This is a genomic window from Streptomyces sp. NPDC001889 (genome assembly GCF_053594535.1).
This window is the reverse complement of sequence record NZ_JBSFER010000011.1, coordinates 103857-120843: the sequence shown is the minus strand read 5'-3', so window position 1 is coordinate 120843 and position 16987 is coordinate 103857. Positions and strand designations below refer to the sequence as shown.

Genomic DNA, 16987 nt, shown 5'->3' with positions numbered 1-16987 from the left:
GTGCGGCGGCAACGGTCGCGGAAGTCCTGTGTCAGGTCCTCGTCCACGGGCTCCAGGAGCCGTCGTTGCGGCGCTGGATGTACCACCACCGGTTGTCCGTGCCCTTCGCGGTGAGCCTGGGAGTCTCGGTGTCGTTGTTCGTCACATACACGGCGCTGCGAACATCGCCGCCCATGGACTTCCAGGCACCGAACTCGTTTGGCTTGCCCCAACTCGTCCAGACGGCATAGTCCGTTCCCACGACGACGGCCTGGTCGTGACCGTTGGGGTAATTGACCCAGGAAACGCCGTACTCGCAGTAGAACCTGGCTCCCCCCAGGCTTTTTTGCCCCAGGACGCATACCTCCATCGAGGCGGCCCGAGCGGACGGGGCGAAACCGGTCAGAGTGGTACCGGTCAGCGCCAGAGCCGTGACGGCGAGAGCCGCCCGGCGGGCAAGGGACGTATTCATGCAAACTCCTGGATCGGTGTCGGGTCACAGCCCACGACGGCCCGCCGTCGCCCCTGCCGCACCGACGAGAGCCGGACGAGCGAGGCAGAGGCGCGGGTCGGCACTTCCCGGAGCGGATGGACGGACCACCCCCGTGAAGCACCGTCAGGACTGCGCTGAAGGCGGTTCCCTCGTGTATCTGGTGACATGGCGTCGACAGGGGGAAGGTTGCCCCGCTTCCCCGACATGGCCGGAAGAATCTGTTCCGGGCTCTTGCCGGTGGCTGGTTCGCGGCAGCAGGCGGTTCTCCTCGGCGCGGTGCACGGGCGGCCCGGTGTTGGCGCCCGGGCACCAGTCCTCCGGCGAGCTGGGTACATGTACCTCCATGGCGCGCGTACGGGTGCGGTGGCCGGCCGTGGTGGACCGGGCGAGGGAGATCGTGGACAGCTACGACGGCGGTGTCACGCCGCGGCAGGTGATGTACCGGCTGGTGCCGGAAGGGGCGCTGCCGCACACGGCACCGATGTGCCGCCGCCTCTCCGCGCACCTGGCCCGCGCCCGGCGGGAGGGCCGGTTCCCGGACCTGATCGACACCGTCCGCGAGGTCCACGTCCCGCCGTCCTGGGACGGCGCGGACGCTTTCGTCGCCCGGATGCCCGGCTGGTTCCGCCTCGACCGCACCGAGGGCCAGGAGCATGCGCTGTACGTCGCGGCGGAGAAGGACCCCCTGCGCCGGCAGCTGACCGGCCGGCTCGACCAGACCGGCATCCCGGTCCTGGTGGTCCGCGGCTTCGGCTCCCAGTCCTCCGCCGGCGTCGTCCGCGACCGCGCCACCGCGGACCCCCGCGACGCCGTGCTCCTGGTGGTGGGCGACTTCGACTGCTCCGGCGAGGACATCGAACGCGACTGGGTCGCCCGGACGGGCTGCTGGAGCCACACCGAGCGGGTGCTACTGACCTACGACCAGGTGAAGCGGTACGGGCTGCCCGCGACCGAGGGAAACCTGCCGGCTGGATTGTGAGAGCCCGCAGAGCTGCCGCGCTACGAGAGGCTGCCTCAGCGCTCTGAGGCCCACCCGGCTTGGTCCGTCATGGCCCGTCGCCTGACGGGGCTGGTAGCTGACTGGCGCGGCGTCGACCCCGCTGAGTGCGCACGCCGCGCCGGACAGAGCATCCAGGTCCTCTTCCGGCACTACGCGAAATACCTGGCCGAGACACGCGACCACGCCAACCGGCTGATCGAGGACTCCATGCGGAGCCGGAAGGGCGCCTCCGAGGTCGAGTTAACCGGCCACTGGCCCGGAATGGCCCCGGAACAGCTGGTCAGAAGTGGGATACGGGTGGGAGAAATCGGGAGTAACGCCGAGTTTCGAATCGCCGCACAGAACCGCGTCACAAAGGGCGCCCGCCAGGGAAAACCCCTGGTCAGGCGCCCTTTTCCTGGGTCTAGAAGAAGCCCAGCTTCTTCGGCGAATACGACACGAGGAGATTCTTCGTCTGCTGGTAGTGCTCCAGCAGCACCCGGTGCGTCTCACGGCCGATCCCCGACAACTTGTATCCGCCGAAAGCCGCATGCGCCGGATACGCGTGGTAGCAGTTCGTCCACACCCTGCCCGCCTGAATGGCCCGGCCGGCCCGGTAGGCGGTGTTGCCGTCGCGCGTCCACACCCCGGCTCCCAGGCCGTACAGCGTGTCGTTCGCCGTCCTGATCGCGTCGTCGAAGTCGGAGAAGGAGGTGACGGCGACGACCGGGCCGAAGATCTCCTCCTGGAAGACCCGCATCCGGTTGTCGCCCTCGAGGACGGTCGGCTGGACGTAGTACCCGCCGGCCAGCTCGCCGTCGTACTCGATCCGCCGGCCGCCGGTCAGCACCTTCGCGCCCTCCTGCTGGCCGATGTCCAGATAGGAGAGGATCTTCTGCAACTGGTCGTTGGACGCCTGGGCGCCGATCATCGTGTCCGTGTCCAGCGGGTGGCCCGGGACGATTTGTTCGGTGCGGGCGATGCCCGCCTCCAGGAACTCGTGGTAGTGACCGCGCTGGATCAGGGCGCGGGACGGACAGGTGCAGACCTCGCCCTGGTTAAGGGCGAACATGGTGAAGCCTTCGAGCGCCTTGTCACGCAGATCGTCATCGGCGGCCCAGATGTCCTCGAAGAAGATGTTCGGCGACTTCCCGCCGAGCTCCAGGGAGACCGGTTTGATGTTCTCGGAGGCGTACTGCATGATCAGCCGCCCGGTGGTGGTCTCCCCGGTGAAGGCGATCTTCGCGACGCGCGGGCTGGACGCCAGTGGCTTGCCCGCCTCCACGCCGAAGCCGTTGACGATGTTGAGCACGCCGTCCGGGAGCAGATCGGCGACCAGGCTCAGCCAGAAGTGGATCGAGGCCGGGGTCTGTTCGGCGGGCTTGAGCACCACCGCGTTGCCCGCTGCCAGGGCCGGAGCGAGTTTCCAGGTCGCCATGAGGATCGGGAAGTTCCACGGAATGATCTGCGCGACCACCCCCAGCGGCTCGTGGAAGTGGTACGCGACCGTGTCGTCGTCGATCTCGCTCAGCGTCCCCTCCTGGGCGCGCAGCGCCCCGGCGAAGTAGCGGAAGTGGTCGATCGCGAGCGGGATGTCCGCGGCCAGGGTCTCCCGTACCGGCTTGCCGTTGTCCCAGCTCTCCGCCACCGCCAGCTCTTCCAGCCGGGCCTCCATCCGGTCGGCGATCCGCAGCAGGACACCGGCCCGGTCACCCGCGGAGGTACGGCCCCAGGCCGGTGCGGCGGCGTGGGCCGCGTCGAGGGCGCGTTCGACGTCCTCCGCGGTGCCACGGGCGATCTCGGTGAACGGGCGGCCGTTGACCGGGCTCGGGTTCTCGAAGTACGCACCCCGGGCCGGCGGTACGTACGCCCCGCCGATCCAGTGGTCGTAGCGGGGCTGGTACGAGACGATCGCGCCGTCGCTTCCCGGTGCCGCGTATCGGGTCATCTCCAGAGCCTCCCGGTGACGGACGCCGCCGCCACCTCGGGACGACGGTCACCGGGAGGCTAGGAGCCCGGACGTTGCGATCAGGTTGCGCCGCGCCCGTCGCCCCCGCCGGCGCGGCGGGTCAGCCGGCCCTGAGGAGATCGGCGCACCGCTCGCCGATCATCATGGTGGTGATGCAGGGGTTGACGGTGGTCAGCGTGGGCATCACGGAGGCGTCGGCCACCCGCAGCCCGCGCACCCCCTTGACCCGCAGCTGCGGATCGAGCGGCGAGTCCGCGTCGTCCACCGCGCCCATGCGCACGGTTCCCGCCGGGTGGTAGACGGTGTTGTGGGTGTCGCGGATGTACGAGAACAGCTCATCGTCAGAACCGAGCGCGGGCCCCGGGGCCAGCTCCCGGCCGGCCCACCCCGCCATCTGCGGCTGGGCGACGATCTCGCGGGCGAGCCGCAGCCCGTGTGTCATCACCCGGATGTCGTGCTCATGGGTGAAGTAGCGGGGATCGACCCTCGGCTTGTCCCGGAAGTCCCGGCTCCGCAGCCGGACCGTGCCCCGGGAGCGGGCCCGGGTGACATTCGGAGTGAGACAGAAGGCGTTGTCCGAGGTCGGGTAGCCGCGCCGGTAGGTGTTGAGATCGAAGGGCACCGAGCCGTAGTGGAACATCAGATCCGGCCGGTCCAGACCCGGTTCGGTGTCCGCGAAGACCCCGATCTCCCACCACTGGGTCGACGAGGTGACCATCGGCTGCTTCGCCTCCCACATGATCACACCCTCGGGGTGGTCCTGGAGGTGGGAGCCGACTCCGGGGGCGTCGACCCGGATCTCCACCCCGGCCTCCCGCAGATGCGCCGCGGGACCGATCCCCGAGAGCATCAGGAGCTTCGGGGAGTCGATGGCGCCGCAGGAGACGACCACCTCGCGACGGGCCCGTACCGACCCGGTGTGCAGGGCGTCCGGCTCCAGGAACTCCACTCCGTCGCACCGGCCGCCGTCGTCGAAGAGCAGCTCTTTGGCCTGCACTCCGGTGCGTATGGTGAGGTTCGGCCGGTCGAGGACCGGATGCAGATACGACACGGAGGCCGAGGAACGGGTGCCGTCCTCACGGCAGTTGATCTGGAACCAGTGGGCACCGCGCACGACCGTCGAGCCGCTGTTGAAGGGAGTCGTCGGGATACCCGCCGCCGCGCAGGCCGACAGCAGCGCCCTGCCGCACGGGTCGTTCGGCGGTACGGTCCGGATGGTGACCGGACCGGAACGGCCGTGGTGCTCACCGGGGCCGTCGTTGGACTCCAGACGCCGGTAGAGCGGGAAGCACTCCTCGGCACTCCACCCGGAGGCGCCCAGCGCGGCCCACTCGTCGAGATCCTCCGCCGGCGCCCAGAAAGCGATACAGGAGTTGTGCGAGGAGCAGCCGCCGAGCACCTTGGCCCGTGCGTGGCGCATAAAGCTGTTCCCGTTGTCCTGTGGTTCGACGGGGTAGTCCCAGTCGTACCCCGAGTCCAGCAGCGCCATCCACCGGTCCAGCCGCAGAATGCTGTCGTCCCCGACATCGGAGGGTCCGGCCTCCAGGACGCAGACGCTCACCCCCGGGTCCTCGGTGAGCCGTGCGGCGATGACGGCTCCCGCGGTGCCGCCGCCGACCACCACATAGTCGTACACGGGAACGGACGAGGGGCCGGAGGCAGGGACGGAACTGCTCCGAGAGGGCATGGGGAACTCCAGGGAGGGTGAGGGAGAGTCGGAGAGGGGGAGGGGGAGGGGGTCAGACGGAGGACGGCCGGTCGCCGGGCGCCTCGGCCCGGTGCTCGTCGAGCACGCCGGTACGGTGCCGCTGCACGAACCAGTAGTAGGCGAAGCCGCCCGCCGCGACGATCCCGATGAACAGGAACGCGCCCCAGCGCAGATACCAGTGCTGCTCACCGGTGGCGTTGTAGACCTCGGCGCGCGGCCAGGCGAGGTTGAGCGACATGGCCGCACCCCACACGACCGCGACGATGTTGACGGGCAGTCCGAAGCGGCCGAGCGAGAAGGCGCCCTCGGCGGGCTTCCAGGTGCCGCGCAGCCGCTGGATCAGCATGGGCACGGTGACCAGCAGATAGGCCAGATAGATCATGATGATCGCGATGCTGGTGATCACCGAGAAGATCTGCGGCTGATTGATGTTGATCACCAGGATGGCGACCCCCACCAGACCGATCACCACGGCCGGGGCGACGGGGGTGCGGAAGCGGGGGCTGACCCGGGCGAGCAGGGAACCCGCCGGCAGATTGTTGTCGCGGGCCATGGCGAACATCAGCCGAATCCCGGCCGCGTGGACGGCGAGCACACAGACCGTGATCGCGACGACGACGCACCAGAGCACGATCTCGCCGACCGTGGAGCCCAGGGTCTCCAGGACCACGTACTGCAGTCCGCCGGTGGTCAGCTCCTCCGACGCCAGATCGGGGACCGCCATCAGCGCGAAGAGCAGAATGAGCCCGCCGATGAGGAAGGAGGCGACCAGGGCGCGCAGGATCGCGCGGGGCGCGTTGCGGCTCGGGTTGTGCGACTCCTCGCCGAGCGAGGACGCGGTGTCGAAGCCGTACATGACATAGGCGGAGGCCAGCGATGCGGTGAGGAACGCGCCGAAGTATCCGATGGAGTGGTCGCCGCCGAGTCCCTGGGTCTCGGTGAGCGTCTCGACGGGACCGCGGGTGATGCTCGCGGCGAGCAGCACGATCAGCGCGACGGCGGCGATCAGTTCGATGAACACGCCCGCCGAGTTGATCCGTGCCATCAGCTTGACGCCGAAGGCGTTCACCAGGGTGGAGAAGAGGATGAGCACCGAGCCGAGGAGCACCGCGTTCGCGGCGGCGTCGGACGTACCGGTGCCGTCGCCGACGAACTGGAACCAGTCGTCGATCTGCGGCAGCGTGATCTGGTAGGCGAGCGCCACGGCGGCCAGGGTCACCATGGTCGCCGTGAGCATCATCCAGCCGCCGAGCCAGCCGGTGTGCGGACCGCCCATGGACTTGGCCCAGTTGTAGACGGACCCGGCGACGGGGTAGCGGGCCGCCAGTTCGCAGAAGCAGAGGGCCACCATCAACTGACCGGCGAAGACCAGGGGCCACGACCACCAGTAGGACGGTCCGCCGAAGGAGACACCGAAGTAGAAGAGCTGGAAGGTGCCGGTGAGGATGGAGATGTAGCTGATGCCGGCGGCGAAGGTGTGGAAGGTGCCCAGCGTGCGCTTCAGTTCGGGGCGGTAGCCCAGCAGACCGAGCGCGTCGTCGTCCCCGGGGGCCTTGGCGCCCCCGGGGGAGGATATCCCTCCGTCCGGTCCGGCGCTGCTCCCCGGCCGCCCCTCGGGGGATGCGGAGGCGCCCCCGGGGCGCTCCCCGGTCACGCGAACCAGCCCTGCGGGCGGGGAGCGAGATTGCGCCAGACGTGCTTCGCTTCCTGGTACTCCGCGAGACCGGAGGGACCCAGCTCGCGCCCGAAACCGGACTGTTTCATCCCGCCCCACTCGGCCTGCGGCACATAGGGGTGGAAGTCGTTGATCCACACGGTTCCGGCCCGCAGCCGGGACGCCACCCGCCGGGCCCGTCCCTCGTCCGTCGTCCACACCGCCCCGGCCAGACCGTAGACCGTGTCGTTGGCGAGCGCCACGGCCTCCTCCTCGCTGTGGAAGCGCTCCACCGTGAGCACCGGGCCAAACGATTCCTCACGGACCACCGACATCTGTGCGGTGCACTCGTCCAGCACGGTCGGCAGATAGAAGAAACCGTTCTTCAGTGCCGGGTCCTCCGGCCTCCGGCCACCGCAGCGCAGCACCGCGCCCTCGGCCAGCCCCGCCGCCACATACGCCTCGACCTTCTCCCGGTGCGCGGCGGAGATCAGCGGCCCGGTGCGGGCGGCCGGGTCGAAGGGACCGCCCAGCCGGATGCGCTCCGCCCCCGCGACGACCGCGTCCGTGAACCGCTCGTGCAGTTCGTCCTGGACCAGCAGCCGTGCTCCCGCCGAGCAGACCTGCCCCGAGTGGAGGAAGACCGCGGTGAGCGCGTAGTCCACGGCGGTCTCGAAGTCGGCGTCCGCGAAGACGATATTGGGATTCTTGCCGCCCAGCTCCAGTGCGACCTTCTTCACCGTGGGCGCGGCGGCGGCCATCACCCGCCGTCCGGTCACCAGTCCGCCGGTGAAGGAGACCAGATCGACCCCCGGGTCCTCGCTGAGCGGCGCCCCGGTCCGGGGCCCCGCCCCCAGCACCAGATTGGCCACCCCGTCGGGCAGCCCCGCCTCGGCCAGCAGCCGCATCAGCAGCATCGCGGTGTGCGGGGTCAGTTCACTGGGCTTGAGGACGAAGGTGTTGCCCGCGCCGAGCGCCGGGGCCACCTTCCACGCTGTCTGGAGCAGGGGATAGTTCCAGGGGGTGATCAGGGCGCAGACCCCGACCGGCTCGTACACCACCTGGCTGTCGGCGTCCGCGCCGCCGGTGTCGACGACCCGCCCGCCCCCGCCCGCCGCGGTCAGCGCGCCGAAGTAGCGGAAGCAGGCCGCGATGTCGTCCATGTCGTACTCGCTCTCCACCAGCCGCTTCCCCGTGTCCAGGGACTCGGCCCGGGCGAGCGCCGCCTTGTCGCGCTCCAGGAGGCTCGCGACCCGCAGCAGCAGGGCGCCGCGCTCGGCTGCCGGGGTGCGGGGCCAGGGGCCGTGGTCGAAGGCCTCCCGGGCGGCGGCGACGGCCGCCGCCGCGTCCGCGGGGCCGGCCTCGTCCACGGCCGCCACGAGAGTGCCGTCCGCCGGGCAGCGGATCTCCCGCACTCCTCCGTCGCGGGAGGTGGTCCACTCGCCATTGATGAACAGTTCGGGCATGTAGGTGCGCTCCTGGTGTCGGACGGCCGGCCACGGCGGCGTCTACCCGGGCTACTCACGGGTAATCACATGATGTCGATCTTTCTCTGCTGGTGGTCGCCGAGGCCGTCACCCCCGTTGCCAGCTGTCGAGTTCGCGGACCCGGGCGAGTGCGGACGGCCGCTGGGACGAGGGGAGCACGGAGGCCAGGGCGCGCCACACCGGGAGGTCGTCCTCGCCCCAGGGGCTGTGCGCCCAGTCCATCAGCAGCCCGGGATCGGCCCGCGACAGCAGGGCGGCGCGCACCTGGTCCGCGAGTCTGCGGCGCAGCCGGACCACCGCGGGCGCCCGGGAGGCGGGCAGCAGCGGGCCGGCGTACGCGCCGATCGCGCCGGTCAGCGCCCCCGAGGCCAGCCGCCGGGCGACCGCGGTGAAGTCCGTGTCCACCCGGGCGGCGAGCCGATAGGGCCGGGAGCAGAGCAGCCCCGGCCCCAGCAGACCGCGCAGCCGGTGCAGTTCGGCCCGCAGGGTGACCGGGGTGACCGACTCGTCCTCGTACAGCTCGATCAGCAGTTCGTCACCGCCGATGCCCTCCGGGCGGTTGGCCAGCACGACCAGGATCTCGCTGTGCCGGCGGCTCAGCCGGGTCCTGCGCCCGCCCGCCGTCAGCAGTGCCTCGTCCCGGCCGAGCGCGGAGAGCTGCACCTGGTCGGGGCGGGGGGCCGGGGTGAGCAGCGCGAGCTGGGACTCGGCGGCGCGGGCGACGGCTCCCACGAAGGCGAGGCTGTGCGGATGGGCGAGCCGGTCGCCGCCCGTGATGTCCACGGCGCCCAGTACCCGTCCGCTGGCCGGGTCGCGGACCGGGGCGGCGGCGCAGGTCCAGGAGTGCACCGGGCGGCGGAAGTGCTCGGCGGCGAAGACCTGGACGGGTCTGCCGACCGTGAGCGCCGTCCCGGGCGCGTTGGTCCCGGCGACCGACTCGGCCCAGCGGGCCCCCGGGACGAAGTTCATCCGTCCCGCCGCCCGGCGCGCCCCGGGCGGCCCCTCGACCCACAGCAGCCGTCCCTGCGCGTCGCAGACCGCCACCAGATGGTCGCCGTCCCGTGCGTAGCTGCCCGTCAGTTCCCGTACCAGCGGCATCACCGGGGCCAGCGGATGGCTCTCGCGGTGGGCGAGGACGGCGTCGTCGTCCATGTCGATGCCGGGTGTGCCGTCGGGATTCACCCGGGCCCGGGCGGAGCGCCGCCAGGAGTCGGCCACGACGGAGCGCACGGGAGGTCCGGACCGGCCCTCGGCGAGGTAAGCGTCGTACGCCCGGCGCAGCACGGCGAGCCGTTCGACCGGGTCCGCGCCCGGTTCCAGGGCCACCCACGGGTCGTTCACATCGGCCTCCCCGCCCTCCAGCGCGACCGAGGCGGCCGGGGTGCGGCAACGGGCGGTACGGCGGACGGGGCGCTGGGCGTGACATGGGGTACGGGCGCCGCCTCCGTCCCGGCGGAGCGGCTCCGCCGGGACGGAGGCGCGCCCGGGTCAGGCGAAGTTGACGAGACGGATGTAGCGCGTCCAGTCCCAGAGGGGGCCGGGGTCGGTGTGCGTGGCGCCGGGGACCTCGTGGTGACCGATGATGTGGGCTCGGTCCTTGGGGATGCCGTACCGCTCGCAGACCGAGGCGGTGAGGGCCGCCGACCGCTCGTAGAGCGCATGGGTGAAGTAGGCGGGCCGGTCCACCCAGCCCTCGTGCTCGATGCCGACGCTGCGGGTGTTGTGGTCCCAGTTGCCCGCGTGCCATCCGATGTCGCGCTCCCGCACACACTGCGCCACATAGCCGTCGGACGAGCGGACCACATAGTGGGCGGAGACCTTCCTCGCCGGGTTCTGGAAGATCTTCACGGTGTCGGTGAAGGTCTCCTGGGTGACATGGATGACGACGACATCGATCCGGTGGGACGAAGGGCGTCCGGCGGCGGTGTAGTTGGACGCCGACGCGGGCAGCCAGTGGGCGCCCGGGTAGTCGGTGCCCGCCCTGGGGGCGGGCGCCGGCCGGGCGTCGGTGGCCCGGGCGGCGGCAGACGGCAGCAGAAGGCCGGCGGCCGCCGCGGCGGCGGCTCCGCCGATCACTTTTCTCCGGTCCATGGGGCCTCTCTTCCGATGGGGCTGTCGGTGACCCCGCCGGGTGGCGCCGGGGTCACCGAGAGGATCTCCTGTCGGCGGTCGTTCGCCGGGGATGTCCGGTGAGGCGGGTGCGCCGGTGTCGCCGACCCGGTGGCGCTGATGTCGCTGTTCCGGCGCGGGTGTCCTGGTGTGGCGTGATCCGGTGTCGCGAACGGAAGGGGCTGAAGTGACGGAAGGTGCGGAGGGGGCGCAGCGGAGGGAGTGGACCGAGTGGACGGAGACGGCTGACCGGCGGGGTCCCCTTCACGGTACGGCGTCAGGGCGCCATCGGCGGATTTTTCTGGCAACTCGGCGCAGAGCAAATAGAGCTGTGGTAGGGCGGGTGCCGAGGGCGGAGCCGCCCGGGGACCGGACCCGGGCGGCTCCGGTGGGGCGGGAGCGCGTGGCCCGTGATCAGTCCGTCAGCGACCGCGGCAGCCGCACCTGGACCACATGGGTGTCGACACCGCTGTCGATCAGCCGTCCGTCCGGGCCGAAGGCCCCGGGCCCGTCCGTCATCCCGAAGTCGTTGTCGTTGACGAGCGCGAGAGTGCGCTCGCCGGCCAGGGCGATCCCCTCGATCTTCCCGGGCACCCCGGGGACCGTACCGAAGTCGACGACCAGGGACTTCTTCAGCACCGGCACGCCCGCCGCCGAGGGGTCACCGGTCTGCTCATAGCTGGGCGAGGTCGCCGGGTCGTCCCAGCGGCTGCCCAGAATGCCCGCGCCGCGCGGCAGGGTGACCCGGTGGAGCCGGGACGACTTGTCCGTGCGCTCCTGCACCAGCAGGGTGCGGCGGTCCAGTGCGACGAGCGAGGAGATCTTCAGCTCCGATGTGTCGCTCTCGCCGGGGTCGACCACGTTCACCGGGTCGAACCGGTAGGCGTACTCCGCCGTCACGGCGCCCTCCGCCGGGGAGAAGCGCACCAGCCGCACATTGCGCGACGCCTCGCCCGCGGCCACGTCCGGCACCGACAGCGGACTCTGCACCGCCGCGACCAGATCGCCGCCGGGCAGCAGGGCCAGCCCCTCGAAGCCCCGGTTGAGCTTGCGCTGGAGCAGAATCGCCGGCAGCGCCTCGACCACCGGATAGCCGGCCCCTTCCAGCCTCAGCCCCTCGGGCACATAGCGGGCCAGCACCCGCCCGCGGGGGGAGACGTGCACCAGCGAGGGGCCGTACTCGTCGGCGAGCCAGAACGAGCCATCGGGCGCCCGCACCATCCCCTCGGTGTCCAGACCGCTCGGGTTGTACGGGAGCGGGGTCCGCGCGTCGTACGTGTACGGTGCCTCGTCGCGGGACGCCTGGTTGGGCAGGCCGGTGACCGGCGCGCCGGAGGAGGTGGTGAGGGGAATCGCCTTGAGCACCCGCACCCGCTCTCCGGACACCCGGATCTTCACCAGCGCCGGGTCGAACTCCGGCACCGGGAAGGTGCGGCGCTTCGTGCCGTCGACCCTGATCTGCCCATTGGGGCCGCGGTCGGTCACGGTCCAGAACTCGCCCTCGCGGCCGGCCGGGTGGAGATCGCTGCCGACGCCGAGACGGACGCCGCGGTCGTCGGAGACCGAGCCCGGCAGCAGCGCGTTGCTGAACTCGCCCAGGGGGATCTCGTCGAGGACGGCCGAACCCACCAGGCGCGGCCGCTCCTCGGGCTCGCTCCCCGGCGCGGGGGCGACACCGGTGGCCGTGCCGGTCACGGCGATCGCCGTCACCAGGGCGATCGGCAGGGCCGCGGTGAGACGGCGGCGCCGTACGGATGAGGGCTGGGTGCGGGGGGACATCGGGCCTCCTTGGTGGGGACAAGGTGGATGGTTCCGGCGGACCGGACGTGCCCGGGGGGAAGGGCTCGGCCGGTCGTCCCATCCGGACGCCGGATGGCGTCGGGATGAAGACTGCCCGACGACCCCGCGCCCCGGGGCGCGTTTCGCCGATTCCGTTGGTGCCCGTGCCACCCCACGGGGTACGGGGGGTGGGGGATGCGCCCTGATACGCCCGGGGCCCGTGGGGTGTCCCACGGGCCCCGGCTCCGCCTCGGCTCTCCGTCAGCCCGCTTCGCCCAGCGCCTCCGCGAGCGCTTCCGCCGGGTCGTGGGCGCCCGGGCCCGCCGGGCACCAGTGGCCCTGCTCCCGGCGGTAGGGCCACCAGCGGCCGTCGCCGCCCAGCCGCAACTGGGTCTCGGCGCCGATGACCGTCCAGCGGCCGGGCCCGGAGGCGCGCAGCCGGGGCCGGGCCGCGCCCTCCCAGGCCGAACCCAGCACGGCCGCCGCCCGGGCCAGCTCCTCCTGGCCGGGCGCCCACACCTCGTCCAGGACGGCGAGCCCCGCCGCGCCGCCCGCGCGCCAGGCCCGTACCGCGCGGTCCAGTCCGGCGCGTCCGCGCCCGGTGCTCTCGGCCAGCCGGCGGGCGATCACCGGCCCGGGCACCGAGGCCGCCAGCCGGACCGCGTCCTCGCCGGCCGTCAGCGCGGGCTCCGGGGGCTGGCGCCCATGGCCGGGCGCGAGCGCCTCCGCCAGCAGCCGATGGGCCCGGGCCGCGGCGTCGGAGGCCAGGAACTCCAGCGCGTCGGGGTCGATCCCGGGCGCGGGCTCGCTCCCGCTGTCCAGCGCGGGCGGCCGGCCCGGCTCGGCGGGTACCGCCGGGGGAGCGGGCAGCGGCGGCAGGATGTCCCGCGCGGCGAAGGCCTCGTCCGCCCGCACCCCGCGGTCCGCCGGTCCGCTCTCCGCCTCGGCGCTGGGGGAGGAGCCGGCCGCCCGCGCGACGCTGCGCAGCTGGAGTTCGTCGAGGAGCCGGCGCTCCCCGCGCCCCCGCAGCAGCAGGAGGACGAAGGGGTCCTGGTCCAGCAGCCGGGCCACCTCGTAGCAGAGGGCCGCGGTGTGCGGACAGAGATCCCAGGCCCCACAGCCGCACTCGGGCTCCAGATCGCCGATGCCCGGCAGGAGTTCGACCCCCGTCGTGGCCGCGTCCTCGACCAGGTGCGGCGGCATCTCGCGGTCCAGCAGCGCCGCGATGTGTTCCGCCCGGTCGACGGCCATGTCGAGGAACCGGTCCCAGGCGGTGTCGGTCAGCTCCGTGAGCAGCACATCGCAGCGGTGTCCGGTGCCGTCCCGGTCCCTGACGACCGCGGTGATCCGGCCGGGGCGCACCGAGACCGCCCCCACCGCGCCGGCCCGCGCACTGCGGCGGCCCCGGGTCAGCTGCTCGCCGTCGAGTGCCGTGTCCTGAAGGGCCTTGAGCCAGGCCTGGCCCCACCAGCTGGCGGCGAAGCCGCGCCCGCGCGCCGGCGGCTGCGCGGGGAAGGTCCGCACCTCGTCCCCCGCACCGCCGTGACCGGACCGGCCGCTCCCGTGGCCGGCGTCGTCCGATTCCTCGTGTTCCTCGTCTTCCCGGTGTTCCCCGTGTTCGTCGTGTTCGTCGTGTTCCTCGTGTTCGTCCAGGTCGTTGAAGTCGTTCATCGTGTTCCGCCGCCCCCTCGCAGCTCCACCAGATCCGCCAGTTCGGTGTCGGTCAACTCGGTCAGCGCGGCCTCGCCGGAACCGAGGACCGCGTCCGCCAGCCGGCTCTTGCGCGCCAGCATGTCCGCGATCCGGTCCTCGATGGTCCCCTCGGCGATGAGCCGGTGGACCTGCACCGGCTGGGTCTGCCCGATGCGGTACGCCCGGTCCGTGGCCTGGGCCTCGACCGCCGGGTTCCACCAGCGGTCGAAGTGGACGACATGCTCGGCCCGGGTCAGATTCAGCCCGGTGCCCGCCGCTTTCAGGGAGAGCAGGAAGACCGGTGCACCGCCGCTCTGGAAGCGGTTCACCATGGCCTCGCGCTCGGCCACCGGCGTACCGCCGTGCAGGAACTGTGTCCGCACGCCCCGGGCGGCGAGATGCCGCTCCAGCAGCCGCGCCATCCGGACGTACTGGGTGAAGACCAGCACGCTCGCGCCCTCGGCGAGGATCGTGTCCAGCAGTTCGTCCAGCAGTTCGACCTTGCCCGAACGGTCTCCCGTCCGGGGCTGTTCCTCCTTCAGATACTGGGCCGGGTGGTTGCAGATCTGCTTGAGCGCCGTGAGGAGCTTCATCACCAGCCCGCGCCGCTCCATGCCGTCCGCGCCGGAGATCGCGGCCAGCGTCTCCCGCACCACCGCTTCGTACAGTCCGGCCTGTTCGGCGGTGAGGGAGACGGCCCGGTCGGTCTCCGTCTTCGGCGGCAGCTCCGGGGCGATGCCCGGGTCGGACTTGCGCCGCCGCAGCAGGAACGGGCCGACCAGCGTGGCCAGCCGCCGGGCCGCCGCGGGATCGTCGCCTCCCTCCACCGCGCTCGCGTAGCGGGTGCGGAAGGTGCCGAGCCGTCCGAGCAGACCGGGTGTCGTCCAGTCGAGGATCGCCCACAGCTCGGACAGATTGTTCTCCACGGGGGTGCCGCTCAGGGCGATCCGTGCCTTCGCGCCGAGGGTGCGCAGTTGGCGGGCGGTCGCCGAGTACGGATTCTTGACGTGCTGTGCCTCATCGGCGACGACCATGCCCCACGCCACACCGGCGAGTCTCCCGGCGTCGAGCCGCATCGTGCCGTACGTCGTCAGAACGAACTCCCCGTCCGCCGGGTTCCCGAGTTCGCGGGAGGGGCCGTGGAACCTGCGGACCGGTGTGCCGGGCGCGAACCGCTCGATCTCCCGCTGCCAGTTGCCCATCAGGGAGGTCGGGCAGACCACCAGGGTGGGCCCGGCGGCCGACGCGTCGGTCTGCCGGTGGAGATGGAGAGCGATGAGGGTGATGGTCTTGCCGAGGCCCATGTCGTCGGCGAGACAGCCGCCGAGCCCCAGGGACGTCATCCGGTGCAGCCAGTTGAGGCCGCGGAGCTGGTAGTCGCGCAGGGTCGCGTCGAGTGCGGCGGGCTGGCCGATCTCCTGAACCCCGCCCTCCGGGTCGGCGAGCCGGTCGCGCAGCCGCGCCACCCAGCCGGACGCCTCGACCTCCACCTGACGGCCGTCGACCTCGGCCGTGCCGGTCAGCACGGCGCTCAGCGCGTCGATCGGCGTCAGCTTCCGGTCCTGGCTCCCCTGGGCGCGCCGGACCTCCCGGGGGTCGACGATCACCCACTGGTCGCGCAGCCGCACCAGCGGCCGGCCGGTCTCGGCGAGCCGGTCGAGCTCCTCGCGGGTCAACGGGCGGTCGCCCAGGGTGAACCGCCAATCGAAGGCGAGCAGGGCGTCGGCCGACAGCACGGAGGGCAGCCCCGACCCGGTCGCCGTCCCGTGGTCGTCGGGCGGGCCGATCACGGCGCGGGCGGTGAGCCGGTGGGCCAGCTCCCGGGGCCAGTGGATCTGGACGCCGCACGCCGCGAGCGCCCCGGCCGCCTCCCCGAGCAGCTCGGTGACCTCCTCGTCCGCGAGGTCCAGGGAGTCGGGGACGGCGGCGTGCAGCAGCGGGCCGAGCGGGGGCCAGGCCCGGGCGGCCCGGCGGAGGGCCAGCAGCGCGTCCATCCGGGCACGCGGCCCGAACGCGCTTCCCGGGCGGTCCCCGCCGGCCCACACATCGGCGGTGTCCGCGACCACGGCCGGATCGCTGACGCTGTGCATCTGGAGCACGGCGCGGAAGGCCGGCCGGGCACGCTCGTCCCCGCCGTCACCGGGATCGGTGCCGAGGTCGCCGGTGAGGTCGATCCGCAGGGACAGGCGTACGCCCGCGTCATGGCCGGCGGCGATCTCCGCCGCCCACGCCCGGTGCCCGGGCAGTCGCCGCGGTGCCTGCGCGGTGAACGCCGCGTCCCCTGCGGCCGCGGGCGCCGCGGGGGTACGGGGCAGCCCGTCCGCGACCGCGTCGAGAAACGACCGCAGCAGCCCTTCCGGTTCCGGCAGCAGCGGTACGCCGGACTCCGGGGCGTCCAGGGGTACGGCATGGGCGCTGGGGGGCATGGAGGCGGCGAGGACACGGACGCGCTCCAGGTCCTCGGCGGCCAGCGGGCCCATCCGCCAGGAGTCGTGGTCGGTGGGGGTGAGACCGGGGAGCAGCAGCCCGCGCGCGGCGAGGTGCAGGGCGAGCACGGCGGCCGACCCCCAGAAGACGGCGGAGGGGGAGGCGCCCTCGACGGTGCGTGCCCTGGTGAGGACGGGCAGCGCGGCGGAGACGGGCAGCAGCAGCGCGGGCACGGCGCGCGGGCGCGCGTCGTCCTGGACGACCGTCAGCCGGTCCGTGTCCAGGAGCGGGCCCGTGTCCGGGCCCGTGCCCCGGTCCGTGGCCGGGCCGCTGTCCGGGTCCGTCGCTCCGCCGGGGTGCCAGAAGGCGACCCGGCCGGTGCGGGCCGGGTCCCCGGGAAGGAACACCACGGAGTGGCGGGCGAGGAGAGCCGGGGAGGGCGGAGGGGGAGCGGAGGGGTCGGGGGAGGCAGGGGAGGGCGTTGCCGCGGGGGGCCGGTGCACAGCGATGACGCATTCCTCAAATTTGACTAGCGCACAAGTGGGAGTCGCCGAGGGTACTCGATCCGGCGCCGGAGCGCTTCTCACCGGAGCTGTGATCCGCCCCACTCTCCCCGGTGCGGGCCCGGGGTGTACCCAGCACCACCCCCGGGGGCGGGGGGCCACCACCCGTGCGCTCCGGGTGGTGGCGTCATGGCCGCGCGTGCCGCCG

Annotated in this window: 11 protein-coding genes; 1 reads left to right on the top strand and 10 read right to left on the bottom strand. The window is 72.5% G+C overall.

The annotated features are described in order from the left end of the window. Window positions 1-31: 31 nt before the first annotated feature. Window positions 32-451: a hypothetical protein gene (locus tag ACWCRA_RS14675; protein WP_351543879.1), complete on the bottom strand. Its 420-nt coding sequence runs from the start codon at window positions 449-451 to the stop codon at window positions 32-34. Between the two features lie 364 nt (window positions 452-815). On the opposite strand from ACWCRA_RS14675, the gene ACWCRA_RS14670 reads away from it, so the two are divergent. After that, window positions 816-1451 carry a hypothetical protein gene (locus tag ACWCRA_RS14670; protein WP_451067734.1) on the top strand — a complete coding sequence of 212 codons (636 nt, stop codon included), beginning with the start codon at window positions 816-818 and terminating at the stop codon, window positions 1449-1451. A gap of 424 nt (window positions 1452-1875) precedes the next feature. Here ACWCRA_RS14670 and exaC read toward each other — a convergent pair whose 3' ends face one another. The 9 genes from exaC to ACWCRA_RS14625 form a co-directional block, all read right to left on the bottom strand. Beyond that, window positions 1876-3399 carry an acetaldehyde dehydrogenase ExaC gene (gene exaC / locus ACWCRA_RS14665; protein WP_351543873.1) on the bottom strand — a complete coding sequence of 508 codons (1524 nt, stop codon included), beginning with the start codon at window positions 3397-3399 and terminating at the stop codon, window positions 1876-1878. Between the two features lie 121 nt (window positions 3400-3520). Further along, on the bottom strand, window positions 3521-5107 hold the full coding sequence (locus tag ACWCRA_RS14660; protein ID WP_351543871.1) for a GMC family oxidoreductase: 1587 nt from the start codon (window positions 5105-5107) through the stop codon (window positions 3521-3523). A 52-nt stretch (window positions 5108-5159) separates the two neighbouring features. Next, window positions 5160-6704, bottom strand: a complete 1545-nt coding sequence (locus ACWCRA_RS14655; protein WP_351544037.1) for an APC family permease — start codon at window positions 6702-6704, stop codon at window positions 5160-5162. 74 nt (window positions 6705-6778) lie between these two features. Then, window positions 6779-8248, bottom strand: coding sequence for an aldehyde dehydrogenase family protein (locus tag ACWCRA_RS14650; RefSeq protein WP_351543869.1), 1470 nt, complete (start codon window positions 8246-8248; stop codon window positions 6779-6781). Window positions 8249-8356: 108 nt separating this feature from the next. Continuing rightward, complete coding sequence (locus tag ACWCRA_RS14645) at window positions 8357-9610, bottom strand: GAF domain-containing protein (protein WP_351543866.1); 1254 nt, start codon at window positions 9608-9610, stop codon at window positions 8357-8359. Window positions 9611-9757: 147 nt separating this feature from the next. Next, window positions 9758-10360, bottom strand: coding sequence for an N-acetylmuramoyl-L-alanine amidase (locus ACWCRA_RS14640; protein WP_351543863.1), 603 nt, complete (start codon window positions 10358-10360; stop codon window positions 9758-9760). 432 nt (window positions 10361-10792) lie between these two features. Next, window positions 10793-12157: an esterase-like activity of phytase family protein gene (locus tag ACWCRA_RS14635; RefSeq protein ID WP_451067733.1), complete on the bottom strand. Its 1365-nt coding sequence runs from the start codon at window positions 12155-12157 to the stop codon at window positions 10793-10795. Window positions 12158-12418: 261 nt separating this feature from the next. Beyond that, the gene (locus ACWCRA_RS14630; RefSeq protein ID WP_451067732.1) at window positions 12419-13828 is read right to left on the bottom strand and encodes an SWIM zinc finger family protein; all 1410 of its coding nucleotides are present in this window, start codon (window positions 13826-13828) and stop codon (window positions 12419-12421) included. After that, on the bottom strand, window positions 13825-16779 hold the full coding sequence (locus ACWCRA_RS14625) for a DEAD/DEAH box helicase (protein ID WP_451067731.1): 2955 nt from the start codon (window positions 16777-16779) through the stop codon (window positions 13825-13827). The genes ACWCRA_RS14630 and ACWCRA_RS14625 overlap by 4 nt, the downstream gene beginning before the upstream one ends. Between the last annotated feature and the right edge of the window lie 208 nt (window positions 16780-16987).

Excerpts from the sequence above, each read along its gene's own strand:
- ACWCRA_RS14675 (WP_351543879.1), bottom strand. The coding sequence starts at position 451 with ATGAATACGTCCCTTGCCCGCCGGGCGGCTCTCGCCGTCACGGCTCTG.
- ACWCRA_RS14670 (WP_451067734.1), top strand. The coding sequence starts at position 816 with ATGGCGCGCGTACGGGTGCGGTGGCCGGCCGTGGTGGACCGGGCGAGG.
- exaC (WP_351543873.1), bottom strand. The coding sequence starts at position 3,399 with ATGACCCGATACGCGGCACCGGGAAGCGACGGCGCGATCGTCTCGTAC.
- ACWCRA_RS14660 (WP_351543871.1), bottom strand. The coding sequence starts at position 5,107 with ATGCCCTCTCGGAGCAGTTCCGTCCCTGCCTCCGGCCCCTCGTCCGTT.
- ACWCRA_RS14650 (WP_351543869.1), bottom strand. The coding sequence starts at position 8,248 with ATGCCCGAACTGTTCATCAATGGCGAGTGGACCACCTCCCGCGACGGA.
- ACWCRA_RS14640 (WP_351543863.1), bottom strand. The coding sequence starts at position 10,360 with ATGGACCGGAGAAAAGTGATCGGCGGAGCCGCCGCCGCGGCGGCCGCC.
- ACWCRA_RS14635 (WP_451067733.1), bottom strand. The coding sequence starts at position 12,157 with ATGTCCCCCCGCACCCAGCCCTCATCCGTACGGCGCCGCCGTCTCACC.
- ACWCRA_RS14630 (WP_451067732.1), bottom strand. The coding sequence starts at position 13,828 with ATGAACGACTTCAACGACCTGGACGAACACGAGGAACACGACGAACAC.